The 15832-nt window shown below is 70.9% G+C and carries 17 protein-coding genes and 1 riboswitch; of the genes, 13 read left to right on the top strand and 4 right to left on the bottom strand.

Translation table 11 applies throughout. The annotated features are described in order from the left end of the window. Positions 1-57: 57 nt before the first annotated feature. The 6 genes from MYK68_RS12365 (at position 58) to MYK68_RS12340 (ending at position 5581) form a co-directional block, all read left to right on the top strand. Positions 58-1371, top strand: coding sequence for an adenosylmethionine--8-amino-7-oxononanoate transaminase (locus MYK68_RS12365; RefSeq protein ID WP_247863991.1), 1314 nt, complete (start codon positions 58-60; stop codon positions 1369-1371). Further along, the gene (locus MYK68_RS12360; RefSeq protein WP_247863990.1) at positions 1368-2519 is read left to right on the top strand and encodes an 8-amino-7-oxononanoate synthase; all 1152 of its coding nucleotides are present in this window, start codon (positions 1368-1370) and stop codon (positions 2517-2519) included. The genes MYK68_RS12365 and MYK68_RS12360 overlap by 4 nt, the downstream gene beginning before the upstream one ends. Before the next feature lie 245 nt (positions 2520-2764). Further along, a complete protein-coding gene (bioD, locus tag MYK68_RS12355; RefSeq protein ID WP_247863989.1) occupies positions 2765-3475 on the top strand; it encodes a dethiobiotin synthase in 711 nt (236 codons plus the stop codon). Continuing rightward, positions 3472-4503 (top strand): biotin synthase BioB, encoded by a 1032-nt coding sequence (gene bioB, locus MYK68_RS12350; protein WP_247863988.1) that lies wholly within the window; start codon positions 3472-3474, stop codon positions 4501-4503. The genes bioD and bioB overlap by 4 nt, the downstream gene beginning before the upstream one ends. Positions 4504-4706: 203 nt before the next feature. After that, positions 4707-4943, top strand: coding sequence for a biotin synthase auxiliary protein BsaP (bsaP, locus tag MYK68_RS12345; RefSeq protein ID WP_247863987.1), 237 nt, complete (start codon positions 4707-4709; stop codon positions 4941-4943). Then, positions 4940-5581 (top strand): DUF2567 domain-containing protein, encoded by a 642-nt coding sequence (locus MYK68_RS12340; RefSeq protein ID WP_247863986.1) that lies wholly within the window; start codon positions 4940-4942, stop codon positions 5579-5581. The genes bsaP and MYK68_RS12340 overlap by 4 nt, the downstream gene beginning before the upstream one ends. On the opposite strand, the gene MYK68_RS12335 is transcribed toward MYK68_RS12340, so the two are convergent. After that, positions 5515-6225, bottom strand: coding sequence for an NUDIX hydrolase (locus MYK68_RS12335; RefSeq protein WP_247863985.1), 711 nt, complete (start codon positions 6223-6225; stop codon positions 5515-5517). The genes MYK68_RS12340 and MYK68_RS12335 overlap by 67 nt on opposite strands. Positions 6226-6412: 187 nt before the next feature. Here MYK68_RS12335 and nadA point away from each other — a divergent pair, with 187 nt between their 5' ends. Genes nadA through MYK68_RS12320 form a run of 3 tightly spaced genes read left to right on the top strand, consistent with a single transcriptional unit; the run spans position 6413 to position 8571 of the window. Continuing rightward, positions 6413-7423 carry a quinolinate synthase NadA gene (gene nadA / locus MYK68_RS12330; RefSeq protein ID WP_247868041.1) on the top strand — a complete coding sequence of 337 codons (1011 nt, stop codon included), beginning with the start codon at positions 6413-6415 and terminating at the stop codon, positions 7421-7423. Then, positions 7420-8313, top strand: a complete 894-nt coding sequence (gene nadC, locus MYK68_RS12325) for a carboxylating nicotinate-nucleotide diphosphorylase (protein WP_247863984.1) — start codon at positions 7420-7422, stop codon at positions 8311-8313. The genes nadA and nadC overlap by 4 nt, the downstream gene beginning before the upstream one ends. Before the next feature lie 24 nt (positions 8314-8337). Continuing rightward, entirely contained in the window at positions 8338-8571 is a 234-nt protein-coding gene (locus MYK68_RS12320) for a bacteriocin immunity protein (protein ID WP_247863983.1), read from the top strand. A 48-nt stretch (positions 8572-8619) separates the two neighbouring features. Here MYK68_RS12320 and MYK68_RS12315 read toward each other — a convergent pair whose 3' ends face one another. Continuing rightward, a complete protein-coding gene (locus MYK68_RS12315; RefSeq protein ID WP_247863982.1) occupies positions 8620-9141 on the bottom strand; it encodes a hypothetical protein in 522 nt (173 codons plus the stop codon). 284 nt (positions 9142-9425) lie between these two features. Between MYK68_RS12315 and MYK68_RS12310 the strand changes: the two genes are divergently transcribed. Next, positions 9426-9992 carry a molybdopterin-dependent oxidoreductase gene (locus tag MYK68_RS12310; RefSeq protein ID WP_247863981.1) on the top strand — a complete coding sequence of 189 codons (567 nt, stop codon included), beginning with the start codon at positions 9426-9428 and terminating at the stop codon, positions 9990-9992. A 96-nt stretch (positions 9993-10088) separates the two neighbouring features. Here MYK68_RS12310 and adhP read toward each other — a convergent pair whose 3' ends face one another. After that, positions 10089-11117 carry an alcohol dehydrogenase AdhP gene (gene adhP, locus MYK68_RS12305; protein WP_247863980.1) on the bottom strand — a complete coding sequence of 343 codons (1029 nt, stop codon included), beginning with the start codon at positions 11115-11117 and terminating at the stop codon, positions 10089-10091. Between the two features lie 235 nt (positions 11118-11352). Further along, positions 11353-11520: riboswitch (M-box (ykoK) riboswitch) on the top strand. A 270-nt stretch (positions 11521-11790) separates the two neighbouring features. Between adhP and MYK68_RS12300 the strand changes: the two genes are divergently transcribed. Both MYK68_RS12300 and MYK68_RS12295 read left to right on the top strand, forming a co-directional pair. Next, positions 11791-13578 (top strand): ABC transporter permease, encoded by a 1788-nt coding sequence (locus MYK68_RS12300; RefSeq protein ID WP_247863979.1) that lies wholly within the window; start codon positions 11791-11793, stop codon positions 13576-13578. A 37-nt stretch (positions 13579-13615) separates the two neighbouring features. Then, a complete protein-coding gene (locus tag MYK68_RS12295; RefSeq protein ID WP_247863978.1) occupies positions 13616-14932 on the top strand; it encodes an ABC transporter ATP-binding protein in 1317 nt (438 codons plus the stop codon). 13 nt (positions 14933-14945) lie between these two features. On the opposite strand, the gene MYK68_RS12290 is transcribed toward MYK68_RS12295, so the two are convergent. Further along, on the bottom strand, positions 14946-15353 hold the full coding sequence (locus MYK68_RS12290; RefSeq protein WP_247863977.1) for a DUF1801 domain-containing protein: 408 nt from the start codon (positions 15351-15353) through the stop codon (positions 14946-14948). A gap of 13 nt (positions 15354-15366) precedes the next feature. Between MYK68_RS12290 and MYK68_RS12285 the strand changes: the two genes are divergently transcribed. Further along, positions 15367-15831 carry a GNAT family N-acetyltransferase gene (locus MYK68_RS12285; protein ID WP_247863976.1) on the top strand — a complete coding sequence of 155 codons (465 nt, stop codon included), beginning with the start codon at positions 15367-15369 and terminating at the stop codon, positions 15829-15831. Position 15832 lies beyond the last annotated feature (1 nt).

The raw sequence follows: 15832 nt of genomic DNA, 5'->3' as shown, positions 1-15832 counted from the left end.
TACAGTGTTCAGGAGTTGTGATGTCGCACGGGTCACGGTGTGGAGAGGAGGCGAGCGGTGGATACGGCGGAGGTCTCGCGGCTCGACGCCGCGCACGTCTGGCATCCGTACGGCGGCTTCCCGTCGACCACGGCGCCCCGCGTGGTCGCCTCAGCGCGTGGCGTCCGGCTCACCCTGGCCGACGGCACCGAGCTGATCGACGGCATGAGTTCCTGGTGGGCCGCGGTGCACGGCTACCGGAATCCGGTGCTCGACGCCGCCGCGACGGCGCAGCTCGGCGCGATGGCGCACGTGATGTTCGGCGGCCTCACCCACGAACCGGCCGTGACGCTCGCCGCCCGGCTGGTGGACATGACACCCGCACCGCTGACCAAGGTCTTCTTCGCCGATTCCGGCTCGGTCGGCGTCGAGGTCGCGGTCAAGATGGCGATCCAGTACCAGCGCAGCCTCGGCCGGCCCGGCAAGCGCCGCCTGCTGACCTGGCGCGGCGGCTACCACGGCGACACCTTTGCCCCGATGAGCGTCTGCGACCCCGAGGGCGGTATGCACGCGATGTGGCGGGGCGTCCTGGCCGAGCAGGTCTTCGTCGACGCGCCGCCGCGCGACTACGACCCGGCGTACACCGACATGCTCGACGCCGCCCTCGCCCGCCACGGCCGGGAGCTGGCTGCGGTGATCGTCGAACCCGTGGTGCAGGGTGCCGGCGGCATGCGCTTTCACGATCCGCGGCTGATCGCCGATCTGCGCCGGCTCTGCGATGCGCACGACGTGCTGCTGATCTGCGACGAGATCGCCACCGGCTTCGGCCGCACCGGCGAGCTGTTCGCCGTCGGCCACGCCGGGATCAGCCCGGACATCCTCTGCCTCGGCAAGGCGCTGACCGGCGGATACCTGACGCTCGCCGCGACGCTGACCACCGACATCGTGGCCGGCGTGATCAGCGCGGGCGAGGCCGGCGGCCTGGCGCACGGGCCCACCTTCATGGGCAATCCGCTGGCCTGCGCGATCGCGAACGCCTCGCTCGACCTGCTCGCCGACGGTTCGTGGCGCACCGCGGTCGCGATGATCTCGGAGCGGCTCGCCGCCGGGCTGGCCGCGGCGGACGGGGTCCCCGGCGTCACCGAGATCCGCACCCTGGGGGCCATCGGTGTGATCGAACTCGACGAGGACGTCGACATGGTCGCCGCCACCGATGCGGCGGTGGCGCACGGGATCTGGCTGCGGCCGTTCCGGAACCTGATCTACGCGATGCCGCCGTACATCTGCACCCCGGACGAGGTGGACGCGATCGCCGCGGGCATGGTGGCCGCCGCCCGGGCCAGTGTGGCCGCGCGGCCATGCCGATCGAGCGAAGTCGAGATCTCCGCATGACCGCCACCGTCCACGCCGACCCGCTCGCCTGGCTCACCGAGGAGGCCGCCGCGATCGAGCGCGCCGGGCTGCACCGCGCGCCGGTCGCCCGCCAGGCCGGCGCGAGCGAGGTGAACCTGGCCTCGAACGACTACCTCGGCCTCTCGATGCATCCGGCGGTGATCGCCGCCGCGCAGCGGGCGGCCGGCACCTGGGGCGGCGGGTCGACGTCGTCGCGGCTGGTCGTCGGCACCACGCAGGCGCACCTCGACTTCGAGGACGACCTCGCCGACTTCCTCGGCGTGCAGGCGGCCCTCGTCTTCTCCTCCGGATACCTCGCCAACATCGGAGCGATCACCGCGCTGGCCGGCCGCGGCGACCTGATCGTCAGTGACACCGGCACCCACGCCTCGCTGATCGACGGCTGCCGGCTGTCCCGGGCGCGGGTGGTCGTGGTCGAGCGCGGCGATGCCGCCGCCGCCGCGCGGGAACTGGCCGCGCGCACCGAGAAGCGGGCACTGGTGGTGACCGACTCGATCTACAGCATCGACGGCGAGCGCGCGCCGATCGCCGAGTTGTACGGTGCCGCAAGCGAATTCGGCGCCACGCTGCTGGTCGACGAGGCACACGCGCTCGGCGTCCGCGGGCCCGGCGGACGGGGTGTCGTCGCCGAATGCGGGCTGGCCGGCGCGCCCGGCCTGGTGGTGACCACGGTGGCGTCCAAGTCGCTCGGTGCGCAGGGCGGGATCGTCGCCGGTCCGGCGACGCTGCGCTCGCACCTCATCGACCGGGCACGGACGTTCATCTTCGACACCGGGCTCAATCCGGCGGCGGTGGGTGCGGCCCACGCGGCGCTCGGCCTACTCCGCGCGGATCCGGAACTGCCGGAACGGCTCCGGCGTTCGGCGGCGTCGTTCGCGGCGGCCGTCGGTGCGGCCGAACCCGCCTCGGCCGTGGTGTCGCTGATCGTCGGCGACCCGGTCGCGGCGGTCACCGCGGCCGGCTACTGCCGGGACCGCGGCCTGCTCGTCGGCTGCTTCCGGCCACCGTCGGTGCCCGCCGGCACCTCGCGGCTGCGCGTCACCGTCCGGGCCGACCTGGACGAGCAGACCCTCGCCGCCGTCGCCCGCATCGTCGACGATGCCCTGACCCACGTGGGTGCGCGATGACCTCCCACAGCCCGTCGAGCCCGCCCCGCCGACCGAGCCCCGACAGCCCGCCCCGCCGGACGAGCCCCCTTAGCCCGTTGAGCCGGACGAGCCCTGACAGCCCATCCCGCCGGACGAGTCCTGACAGCCCATCCCGCCGGACGAGTCCTGACAGCCCTGATAGCCCGTTGAGCCGGACGAGCCCCCCGGGGCTCGGCCGTGTCGAAACGACCACCAGTCCGGCCGAACACCCACGTCCCGGCGACGTGCTGGTCGTCACCGGCACCTCCACCGACGTCGGCAAGACCATCACCGTGGCCGCCCTCGCCGCGGCCGCGGCCGCCGACGGCCTGCGCGTCGCAGTGTGCAAACCGGCGCAGACCGGTGTCGCCCCGGGGGAGGACGGCGACCTCGCCGTCGTCACCGCGCTGGCCGGGGACCTGCCGACCGCCGAGATCGCGCGCTATCCCGAGCCGCTCGCCCCGGAGACCGCCGCCCGCCGCGCCGGACTGCCGTATCTGCGGCTCGACGAGGTGTGCGAGACCGTCGAGCATCTGCGCCGCGAGGCCGACCTGGTGCTGGTCGAGGGCGCGGGCGGCATCCTGGTGCGCCTGGCGCCCGACCTGACCCTGCTCGACGTCGCCCGCGCGCTGGACGCGCCGGTGGTCGTCGTGACCGATCCCGGTCTCGGCACCCTGAACCACTCCGAGCTCACCGTCGACGCGCTGCGCGCCGCGGACTGCGAGGTGGCCGGACTGGTGATCGGATCGTGGCCGGCCGCACCGGATCTGGCGATGACCTGCAATGCCGACGACCTGCCGCGGCTGTGTGGCACCGACATCGTGGCCGTCGTCCCGTCCGGCGCCGGCCGTCTCGATCCCGACGACTTCCAGGCGGCCGCGCCGTCCTGGGTCAGCCGACCGTGCTGGAGCCCCGTGTCCGGGGCCGACACATCCCATCAGAAGGAGATCCCATGACCACCACCGAAGCCCCGGTGGCCCCCGGCGAGACCGCCGACATCCTCGCCGTCGCCCGCGAGCAGGTCCTCGAGCGCGGCGAGGGGCTGCGCTACGAGCAGATCGTCGAGGTGTTGCGTCTCGGCGAAGACCGGCTCACCGAACTGCTGCAGCTGGCGCACGACGTCCGCATGCGCCACTGCGGCCCCGAGGTGGAGGTCGAGGGCATCATCTCGCTGAAGACCGGCGGCTGCCCGGAGGACTGCCACTTCTGCAGCCAGTCCGGCCTGTTCGCGTCGCCGGTCCGCAGCGCGTGGATCGACATCCCGTCGCTGGTGGAGGCCGCCAAGCAGACCGCCAAGACCGGTGCCACCGAGTTCTGCATCGTCGCCGCCGTCCGCGGCCCGGACAAGCGGCTGATGACGCAGGTCGCCGCCGGTATCGAGGCCATCCGCAACGAGGTCGACATCCAGATCGCGTGCAGCCTCGGCATGCTCACCCAGGAGCAGGTCGACGAGCTCGCCGCGATGGGTGTGCACCGCTACAACCACAACCTGGAGACCGCGCGCAGCCACTTCCCGAACGTCGTCACGACGCACACCTACGACGAGCGCTGGGACACCCTGACGATGGTTCGCGAAGCCGGCATGGAGGTGTGCTGCGGCGGCATCCTCGGCATGGGGGAGACCGTCGAGCAGCGCGCCGAGTTCGCCGCCGAACTCGCCACGCTCGACCCCGACGAGGTGCCGCTCAACTTCCTCAACCCGCGCCCCGGCACCCCGTTCGGCGACCTGGACGTGCTGCCCGCCTCGGAGGCGCTCAAGTCGGTGGCCGCGTTCCGCCTCGCGCTGCCGCGGACCATCCTGCGGTTCGCCGGCGGCCGGGAGATCACCCTCGGCGACCTCGGCGCCAAGCAGGGCATCCTCGGCGGGATCAACGCGGTCATCGTCGGCAACTACCTGACCACCCTCGGCCGCCCCGCCGAGGACGACCTCGACCTTCTCGACGACCTGAGCATGCCCATCAAGGTCCTGAACGACACCCTGTAGGTCGGGTGAGCGGAGCCACGCTGGTCGGGTGAGCGGAGCCATGCTGGTCGGGTGAGCGGAGCCATGCTGGTCGAGCGGAGTCGAGACCGTTTCCCTGGTGGTGTGGGTGATCTCGACTTCGCTCGATCGTCGTGGTGGTCATGCTGGTCGAGCGGAGTCGAGACCACACGCGTAGCGTCATGCGTATGCGAGAAGGAGATCTGATGACCGCCGTGGCGCGACCATTGGACGAGCCGCTGAAGTACGGCGTGTACACCGGCCTGGAACTGGAATTGCAGGCGCCCGACGCGATCCCGCGGGCCGCGCAGCTGGGGCTGGAACCGCCCCGGTTCTGCGGTCAGTGCGGCCGCCGCATGGTGGTGCAGGTGCGCCCGGACGGCTGGGACGCGCGCTGCTCGCGCCACGGCGTCGTCGACTCGGTGGAGCTGGGGCGCCGGTGACCGCGCCGCTGCCGCAGGCCACACGGACGTCGTCGTTCGATCCGACCGCGCTGATCACGGCCGTCGCGCTGCTGGTGCTCGGTGCGCTGGCGGGCGTGCTGTGGGCGTTCATCACGCCGTACGGCGAGGTGACCCTGACCGCGGACGGCAGCCTCGACTTCACCGCGGCCGACACCGCGAAGACCTTCGGCGCGGTCGCCGTGTTCGTGTTCCTGGCGTTCGGACTGGGCGCGATCTGCGGCGTGACCGTCTGGATCGCGCTGCGCGAGACCCGGGGACCGGCCGGACTGGGCTACGCGGCACTGCTGGCGACGGTCTCCGGCGGCATCGCGATGGCGGTGGCCCAGGGGATCGGCGAACAGCGGTTCCCCGGGATCGACGTCCACCATCCGGGGACCTACCGGATCGTCGGGAAACTGTGGATGCCCGACGCGACGTTCGGCGGCCTCGCCGTGCCGTGGCTGCTGGTCGTCTGCGCCACGGGTTTCGCCGTGCTCGGCTACTTCGTGTGCGCCGCCGCGTCCACCGACCGCGCGATCTCCCGGCTCACCGAACTGCCCGACGAGGACCGCTACGGCGGTGGGCGCAGCGTCGCGAACTCGTCGGTCACCACCAGCGCGTCGTCGGCGAACGTGTAGAGCGCCGGCGGCCGTCCTCCGCTGCGGCCGGTCCGCCCGACGGTGCCGGTCGCGACCACCACACCGCGCCGCGACAGCACGCGCAGCAGGTTGGTCGCGTCGACGTGATAGCCCAGCGCGGCGCCGTAGATCTCGGACAGCTCGGACATCGCGAAGCGTTCCGGGGCCAGCGCGAAGGCCAGATTGGTGTACGACAGTTTCGCGGCGAGTCGTCCGCGCGCCAGGGCGACCACGTCGGCGTGGTCGTAGGCGAGCGACGGGAGTTCGTCGACGTCGAACCATCCGGCGGTGACCGGCCCGGCCGGGTTCACGTCCACGCCGCTCGGATCGGCCGGCACGTCGCGGGGGACTAGACCGAGGTATGTCGAGGCGATGGTCCGCACCCCGGGCACCCGGTCGGGATCGGACAGCATCGACAGCTGCTCCAGGTGGGCGACGCGGGTGAGTCCGCACTGGGCGCCGAGGTGCCGCCGGGCGGAGGCGGCCAGCGTCTCCCGGTCGCCGAGGTCGCCGCCGGGGAGTGCCCAGGGCGCGTCGTCGGTGTCGTCGCGGTGCAGCAGGACGCACAGGACCGGCCGGCCCGAACCGGGTTCGCGCACCTGGAAGACCGCGCTGAGCACCTCGATCGGAGTGGGGGTCGCCATGGGTGTGAGTCTAAGGTGCGACGCGGCCGGGAATGAGCCGCGCCGACCCGGTGTTACGATGAGCAGGACAGTTTTCGACCAATGGTCGAAAACCCTCCCCGGGGCCAGCCCGCCGCCGGGGGAGCAGCGATGGAGGCTGGTAGCCATGACCGCGAATGTGATCACCCGGACCGAGACCGACCTGGGCATGCCCGACCCGCGCACCGGGATTCCGCCCGCCTACGGGGGCGTCGAGGCGACACCGGAGTGGGCCGACGAGATCAAGCGGCTGGCGAAGGCCCGCAACGCCGTGATCCTCGCGCACAACTATCAGCTCCCGGCCATCCAGGACATCGCCGATCACTGCGGTGATTCGCTGGCGCTGTCGCGGATCGCCGCCGAGGTCGACGCCGACGAGATCGTCTTCTGCGGCGTCCACTTCATGGCCGAGACCGCCAAGATCCTCTCACCGGAGAAGCGGGTGCTGATCCCGGACGAGCGGGCCGGCTGCTCGCTCGCCGACTCGATCACCGCCGACGAACTGCGCGCCTGGAAGGCCGAGTTCCCGGAGGCACTGGTGGTGTCGTACGTGAACACCACCGCCGAGGTGAAGGGCCTGACCGACATCTGCTGCACGTCGTCGAACGCCGTCGACGTGGTCGCGTCGATCGATCCCGGCCGGGAGGTGCTGTTCCTGCCGGATCAGTTCCTGGGCGCGCACGTCAAGCGCACGCTGCGGCGCGACAACATGCAGATCTGGGCCGGTGAGTGCCACGTGCACGCCGGCATCAACGGCGACGAACTGACCGCGCAGAGCGAGGGTCACCCGGACGCCGACCTGTTCATCCACCCCGAATGCGGGTGCGCGACGTCCGCGCTCTACCTGGCCGGAGAGGGGGCGGTACCGGCGGAGAAGGTGCACATCCTGTCCACCGGCGGCATGATCGACGCCGCGCGGGCCACCCACGCCAAGCAGGTGCTGGTCGCGACCGAGGTCGGGATGCTGCACCAGCTGCGCAAGGCGGCGCCGGACGTCGACTTCCAGCCGGTCAACTCGCGCGCGGCGTGCCCGTACATGAAGATGATCACCCCGGCCGCTCTGCTGCGGTGCCTCACCGAGGGCCGCGACGAGGTCTTCGTGGCGCCGGATGTCGCGCAGCGGGCGCGTCAGTCGGTGGAGCGGATGATCGCGATCGGTAACCCGGGCGGCGGCGAGTGAGCGAGGCGTTCATCGGGCAGGCGAGCGCCGCCGGCACGCTCGACTTCGAGGTCACCGAGGAGCTGGTGGCGCTGATCGCCACCGCGCTCGACGAGGATCTGCGCTACGGGCCCGACGTCACGACGCTGGCCACGGTGCCCGCCGACACCGTGGCGGACGCGCGCATCGTGAGTCGTGCGCACGGCGTGATCGCGGGCGTTCCCGTGGTGCGGGCCGTGTTCGACCTGGTGATCGGCTCGGCCAACTACGTGGTGACCTCCGAGCGCGGCGACGGTTCTCCGGTGGCGCCCGGTGACGTGGTGCTCGGTGTTCGCGCGCCGGCCGCGTCGTTGCTGACGGCCGAGCGCACCGCGCTGAATCTGCTCTGCCATCTGTCGGGTATCGCGACGGCCACCGCGCAGTGGGTGGCCGCCGTCGAGGGCACCTCCGCGCAGATCCGCGACTCCCGCAAGACCCTGCCGGGCCTGCGCTTTCTGCAGAAGTACGCCGTCCGCGCCGGTGGCGGCGTCAATCACCGGATGGGTCTGGGCGATGCCGCGCTGATCAAGGACAACCATGTGGTCGCCGCGGGTGGCGTCGCCGCGGCGTTGCAGGCCGTGCGCGCGTACGCCCGGGACGTGCCGGTGGAGGTCGAGGTCGACTCGCTGGCCCAGTTCGACGAGGTCCTCGCGCTGGAACCCGCGCTGATCCTGCTCGACAACTTCGAGCCCTGGGAGACCCAGATGGCCGTGCAGCGCCGCGACAAGCGGGCGCCGTCGACCAAGCTGGAATCGTCCGGAGGGCTGACCCTCGACATGGCGATGGACTACGCCCGCACCGGCGTCGACTACCTCGCGGTCGGGGCGCTGACCCATTCGGTCACGGTCCTCGACCTCGGCCTGGACTGGTAGCGGCGGGGACATCGGAGGGCGCGGATGGGCACCGTCGGGCCGTTTGGCATGTCCCGGGAGGAACTGATCGAGCTGGTGCGCCGGGTGATGAATCCCGAGCCCGCCGACACGGAGGCGGCGGGTGAAGCGCTCCTGCAGCGCGTGCAGGACGCCGTCTCCGATCCCCAGATCAGCGACTACATGTTCTGGCATCCCGCGCCCCTCACCCCGGAGCAGGTGGTGGACAAGGCGCTGTCGTACCGGCCGCTGGCCTTCTGAGCGGCGTGCCAACGCGCTCGTCCGGTGTGCGCACCCGTGTGGACGAGATCATCGCGGCGCCGGAATCTCGCCAAGCGCCCCGGGTCGCAGTGAGTGGGGTCGTCCGTCGAAGGTGATCCAGCCACGGTCACGAAGGGTCTCCATCAACAATCTGGTGGCCTGATCCTTCCAGTTGTCCGGGTTGCGGCCTTCGGGGACGTCGAACAGCCGGGTGACCGGGCCCTGCGGCCGATCGCGAAACGGACCGAGCGCCTCGCGCCAGGTGGGGCCCCGACCGTGCTCGTCGTGCCAGACGGCGAGGGCTCTCGACATCTCGATGCCGATCGCGGTGAGGACTTCGGGTGGGCAGCAGTCGGTGAACCGGGTTCGCACCCCGGCGCTGATGCCGCGTCGTCGATGAGGGCGCACGCCGGTGGTGTACGCCGACGCGCTGACCTGGCCTCGGCGCACGACCGTCGGCTGGTGCCCGAGGTGCACGCCGTTGCCGACCGGGCAGCGGTAGGTCGCGAGACCGTGCAGGTCGCGTGCACGCGCCGCCCGCCGCGCGAGCTTACGCGAGGGAAAGGCCACCTTTCCGCACGCTCCGCAGGAGTGTGGAGCGATCGGACGGTCGCCACCGCCATCGGACCGGTGCCGGTGCTGTCGATAGGTCGTCATGAGTCCCTCCCGCTGTCCGAGTCCGTGCTCTCGTGAAGGTATGCCGGAGGTACGACATCCCGGGGAGGACGAGACCGTCGCGCGAAGCCGCACGTGGGCCGCGGCGAACGTCTACGCTCGGACCGGCGTCGACTCCGGCAGTCGGCGTGTCGTCCGACTCCGCCAGGGGCCCCGGTCCCGATCTCGATAGGTGAACCATGCGTCTCTCCGTGCCCGCCCGCTGGATCGGCATCGTCGCCACCACCGGCGCTCTGACCTTCGGCGTCGCAGCCTGCGGCAACGACAGCGAGCACTCGGCATCTCCGTCGAGTTCAGCCGCGAGTGTGGCGCCGGTGCCCGCCGGATCGCTGCGCATCGACGGAGCGGTCGCCAAGCCCGAGACGCTGACCATCGGCGACCTGAAGAAGCTGCCCGCCCGGACCGAGTCGGTCAAGTTCGGCAGCAGTAAGGGCGAGCAGGAGCACACCTTCGTCGGACCGCTGCTCAGCGATGTCCTGGCCGGTGCGCAGCCCACGACCGACCCGGCGGCGAAGAACCCGGATCTGCGGCTCGCGGTGCTCGCGACCGGTGCCGACGGCTATCAGGCCGTGGTGTCGTGGGGTGAGTTCGACGCGAGCTTCGGCGCGACTCCGGTCCTGGTCGCCTACACAGAGGACGGCAAGGAACTATCCCGGCCCCGGCTCGTCGTTCCGGGAGACATCAAGGGTGGTCGCTACGTCAGCGACCTGACGACGCTGACCGTCGTCGACGCCGCCGCGAAGTAGCGGCGCGCTTTCTCGCTCCTCCGGGCGGCGGCTGTCAACCGTCCCGACACCGTCGTATCTGTTGGTCGCCGACCGACAGATACGACGGTGTCGCGATCACCGGTAGTCGATGACGATCCGGCCCTCGATGTCGCCGTTCTCCAGTCGCTCGAAGACGCCGTTGATGTCCTCCAGGCGGGCGGTGGCGACGGTCGGCTTGATCAGGCCGCGGGCGTAGAAGTCCAGGGCCTCGACCATGTCCTGCCGGGTGCCCACGATCGAGCCGCGGATGGTGAGCGCTTTGAGCACCACGTCGAAGATCGGGGTGGGGAAGTCGCCGGGCGGGAGTCCGACCAGGACGATGGTGCCGCGGCGGCGCGCCATGCCGATCGCCTGGGCGAACGCGGGCGGGCTGACCGCGGTGACGAGCACGCCGTGAGCGCCGCCGGTCTGCTCCTGGATCACCGCGACCGGGTCCTGGGTCGCCGCGTTGGCAGTCACCTCGGCGCCGAGTTCGCGGGCCAGATCGAGTTTGTCGTCGTGCACGTCGACGGCGGCGACCCGCATGCCCATCGCCCGGGCGTACTGGACGGCGACGTGGCCGAGGCCGCCGACGCCGGAGATCACCATCCACTGGCCGGGGCGGACGTCGGACATCTTCAGGCCCTTGTAGACGGTGACGCCGGCGCAGAGGATCGGCGCCACCTCGACCGGGTCGCAGCCGTCCGGGATCCGCGCCGCGAACCGCTCGTCGACCAGCATGTACTCGCCGAACGAGCCGTCGATGCCGTAGCCGCCGTTGACCTGCGACTCGCACAGCGTCTCCCAGCCGGAACGGCAGTACTCACAGTGGCCGCACGCCGACCAGAGCCAGGCGTTGCCGACCTTGTCGCCGACGTGAAGTTCGGTGACGCCCGGTCCGACGGCCACCACCGTGCCGTAGCCCTCGTGGCCGGGCACGAACGGTGGCGACGGTTTGACCGGCCAGTCGCCCTGCGCGGCGTGGAGGTCGGTGTGGCACACCCCGGACGTCTCCAGCTTGACCAGGGCCTGGCCCGGACCCGGTACCGGCCGTTCGATCTCGGTGATCTCCAGCGGTGCGCCGAGCCGCGTGACGACGGCGGCGGTGAACTTCTCTTCTGACATCTGGCCTCCCAGTGCGCGGCGCCGCGGCAGCGTCGCCGATCTATCGATGTCCTGCCGTGTCAGCTTGACGCGCAGGTCGGTGGGGCGCAGGGGAACGGCCGAGATTTCACCGCGGCGACGCCGCCGGCACGACGGCGGATGTGTTCCGTTTGTCTGTTCCCGCAGGCACCGGGACGGCCGGGCCGTCGGCGCCGACTTGCGCGATCGCGGGATCGGTGCCATTTTGGACCTGCAAGGTGCCAATCGTTAGCTGAGGCTCCTTCGCGGACACAAGCCAGCGACCCCAACCGTCGAGAGACGCTCCGGGTCAGGACAGAGCCATCCGGATTAAGGGTGGTTCCCGATTGGCTACCTGAGAGGGTTCACGCCGCGAAGTGCCGAAGGTCGAACGTGGAGGGGCATCCGCGGGCCGCATCGGGCGGCCGTCTCCTCCCGGCGCCGGCCGACTCGTCGGAGGTGAGCGATGCCCGAGGGAAACAGTCAGCAGCCGGGCGACGCGATCCGTCGTCGCCCGGCCGTGTGCGCCTGATCTGAACCGAACCCCCTTTTTCACCGCCGCCGAGGCCACGGCCGGCTCGTTCGCGAGTCCGCCGGGTCCATCCGGTCGTGTCCGATCGCCGGGCCTCGTCGCCCCGCGCGGGCGGCCCGGTGGTGCTCTCGAGAGGAATCTCCCATGGCACGTCAACTGTCCACTCTCGGACCCCGTGTGGGCCGGTCGCCGCTGCTCGCTGTCGGCGGCGGCGCGCGCCGCCGTACCCTACGCACCATCGCCGCCGACATCGTCGTGATCCTCGGTGCGATCGCGCTGATCTGGGTGCTCATCGAAGTCGGCAAGGGAATGAACGCCCACGTCGACCTGGGAAACGCCTCCGGCACCATCGACACCGACCCGGCGAAGCTGCCGTACTACGCGGCGCGATCGCTGCTCCGCATGTTCATCGGCCTGCTCGCCTCGCTGATCTTCACCTTCGTCTTCGCGGTGGCCGCGGCACGCTCACGCCGGGCGCGCGCCGTGTTGCTGCCGATCCTCGACATCCTGCAGTCGGTCCCGGTCCTCGGCTTCCTGTCGATCACCGTGACACCGTTCATCGCCCTGTTTCCCGGATCGGAGATGGGACTGGAGTGCGCGGCGATCTTCGCGATCTTCACGTCGCAGGCCTGGAACATGGCGTTCTCGCTCTACTACAGCCTGGCCAGTCAGCCTCGCGACCTCGCGGAGGCGGCGGTCGATCTGCGGCTGTCCAGGTGGCAGCGATTCTGGCGGCTCGACCTGCCCAGCGGAGCGATTCCCCTGGTCTGGAATTCGATGATGAGTTTCGGCGGCGCCTGGTTCTTCCTGACCGCATCCGAGGCGGTCACCGTCGCGGGGAAGAGCTACGCACTCCCCGGCGTCGGCGCATACGTGGCGTCGGCGGCACAGGCCGGCCTGCTCACCGACGTGTGGTGGGCCGTGCTGACCATGGTCGTCGTGGTGGCGGCGGTGAACGTCCTGTTCTGGAGTCCGCTCACGGCGTGGGCCGAGAAGTTCCGGGTCGAGGACTCCGAGTCGGGCCGTGAGCCGCGATCGCTGGTCTTGACCGTCCTGCGGCGCTCCCGCGTCTCCGCCGCGTTCGGCTGGGTGATGGCACCGGTCACCGCCGTGTGCGACAAGGTCTTCGGGGCCGTGTTCGGCCGCGCCGGAGGGCAGACCGTGGTGAGCACTCGGCGGCGGCGCAGCGGCGACGCCGTGTTCGCGCTCGCCGTCACGGCGACCCTGTCGTACGCCGTGTTCCGGGTCGTCCAGGTGGTGTTGCGCGGCACCGGTGGCGGTGAGGTGTGGCACGTCTTCCTCCTCGGCGCTGCGACGATGTCGCGCGTGGTGGTACTGATCATCGTCTGCACGCTGATCTGGGTGCCGGTCGGCGTGCTGATCGGGCTCGACCCCAGGATGAGCCGGTTCCTGTCGCCGATCCTGCAGATCGCCGCGAGCTTCCCCGCCAACTTCCTGTTTCCGATGGTCGGCGCGGTATTCCTCGCCTGGCATCTCAGCCTCGATGTCGGCGGCATCGTGCTGATGGCCCTCGGTACCCAGTGGTACATCCTGTTCAACGTGATCGCGGGCGCCTCCGCCATCCCGAACGACCTGCTCGAGGCCGCCCGCGACATGAACCTGACGCGGGCCCTGAGATGGCGGAAGGTGCTGCTGCCCGCGATCTTCGGGAGCGTCGTGACCGGGGGCATCACGGCGGCCGGCGGCGCGTGGAACGCCTCGATCGTCGCCGAGGTGCTCACCTACCACGGCCAGACCTACCACGCCTTCGGCCTGGGCGACTACATCGCGACCTGGACGGCGTCGGCCGCGCCCGGCCACGGCGCGCACCTGCTGCTGGGCATCGTGATGATGTGCGTGTTCGTCGTCGCCACGAACGCCGTCTTCTGGCGCCGCCTGTACGCGCTCGCCGCGCGCCGATTCTCCTACTGACCCTTCCCGACACCGACCTGCCCACCAGGAGCGAATCATGAACGACCACACCCTCACCCGCAACGCATTGATCGACGTCGTCGGTATCGAGAAGAACTTCGGCGGCGCCAAGGGTGACGCCCTGCCGGTTCTGGACGGCATCGACCTGCACATCGCCGAGAACGAGATCGTCGCACTGCTCGGCCGGTCCGGATCCGGAAAGTCGACGCTGCTGCGCATCCTCGCCGGGCTGATCCCCGCGAGCAGCGGGACCGTCGAGGTCGACGGGAAGCCGCTGACCGGTCCGAATCCCGGCGCCGCGATGGTCTTCCAGTCGTTCGCCCTGATGCCGTGGCTGACGGTGCAGGAGAACGTCGAATTGGGGCTGGCGGCGCGCGGCGTCGATCGGCGGGAGCGGCGCGATCGCGTGCTGCGCGCCATCGACACCATCGGCCTGGACGGATTCGAGTCCGCCTACCCGCGCGAACTGTCCGGCGGTATGCGGCAGCGTGTCGGCTTCGCCCGGGCCCTCGTCCGGCAACCGGACCTTCTCCTGATGGACGAGCCCTTCTCCGCGCTCGACGTGCTGACGGCCGAGAACCTGCGGAACGAGATCACCGAACTGTGGACCGCCGGCACCTTCCCGGCGAAGAGCGTGTGCATCGTGACCCACAACATCGAGGAGGCGGTGCTGCTGGCCGACCGGGTGGTGGTGCTGGGCAGCAAGCCGGGCCGGATCATTCACGAGGCGCGGATCCCGATGCCGCGACCACGGGACCGTTCGGATCCCGCGTTCGAGGCCCTGGTCGACGAGCTCTACGGCACGCTGACCGGCCGCGATAAGGCGCTGGAAGACGCGCTGCCGGCCGCCGACGCGACTCCGGTGAGCCGTCCACTGCCGAACGCCACGGTCGGCGGAATGGCCGGACTGGTCGAGATCCTGGCGTCCAAGGGCGGATCGGCGGACCTTCCCGAACTCGCTGCCGAACTCACCTTCGAGATCGACGACCTGATGCCGCTCGTCGACGCCGCCGCACTCCTCGGGTTCGTGACCGTCGACGGCAACGATCTGGAGATCAGTGCCGCCGGCCGCGACTTCGCCGCGGTGCCCCTCACCGAAGCCAAGGTGGTCTTCGCCGCACAGGCCGCGGAGCGTGCCCCGCTGGTCCGGACCATCGTCCGCGCGTTGCGTGTCAACGACCGGCACTGCCTGCGGCTGAGCTTCTTCCGGGACCTGCTGCGCCGTGGCTTCGCCGACGACGACGCCGATCGGCAACTGCGCACGGCGGTCGACTGGGGCCGCTATGCCGAGTTGTACGACTACGACGCCGACTCCGATCAACTCCGGTTGGACCCGGACGTGGCGCGGGGCTGACCTGGCGCGGCGATCACGCCGGGTGGTGGTTCGCCGTCCAGGCGCGCTCGATGAGTTCGCGGAGCGCGTCGTCGTCGACGTCGGACATCCGCTTGAGATAGAGACAGCCCTTGCCGGTGGTGTGCGGACCGAGGCGGCCGAGGAGGTCGGCGTGCGAGCCGTCGTAGGTGAGGCCGTACAGCGTCAGGGCCTGTTTGCGCGGGGCGAGGCCGATCGCGAACCACTCGTGTTCTCGGCCGTCGGCCGTGCGGTACGGCTGCCGGCCGAATCCGACGATCGACGGGCCCCACATCGCCGGTTCGACCCCGGACACCTCGCGCATCAGCGCGCAGACCGCCTGGGCGTCGGCGCGGCGCCGGTCGCCGTCGATCGACGCGAGGAAGTCTCCGACGGGTTCGGCCGTGGGTCGCGTCTGTGGCATGAGTTCAGGTTAGGTGCGCGAAGATGGACGCGTGAAGCCGATCGTGCACAGCGCCGCCACCGACCGACTCGATGCGGTCACCCTCTACCGGATTCTGCGGTTGCGGGTGGACGTCTTCGTCGTCGAGCAGGACTGCCCGTATCCCGAGCTGGACGGACGGGATCTGGAGCCGGCGACCCGGCAGTTCTGGTGTGCCGACGACGCGGGCGAGCCGATCGCGACGGCCCGGCTGCTCCGCGACGACATGCCCGGCGGCTGGGAATACCGGGTCGGGCGCCTCGCCACCGCGCCGTCGGCGCGGGGCACCGGCGTCACCACCGGCCTGATGGAGGCGGTGCTGGCCGAGATCGGGGAACGGCCGAGCGTGCTCGACGCGCAGTCGCACCTGACCGGGATGTACCAGCGGTTCGGGTATGCGATCGACGGGCCGGAGTTCATCGAGGACGGGATCCCGCACACGCCGATGCGGCGCGGCTGAA

Source organism: Gordonia sp. PP30, assembly GCF_023100845.1.
In the GTDB taxonomy this organism is placed as follows: Bacteria; Actinomycetota; Actinomycetes; order Mycobacteriales; family Mycobacteriaceae; genus Gordonia.
This window is presented reverse-complemented; position numbering and strand designations above follow the sequence as displayed.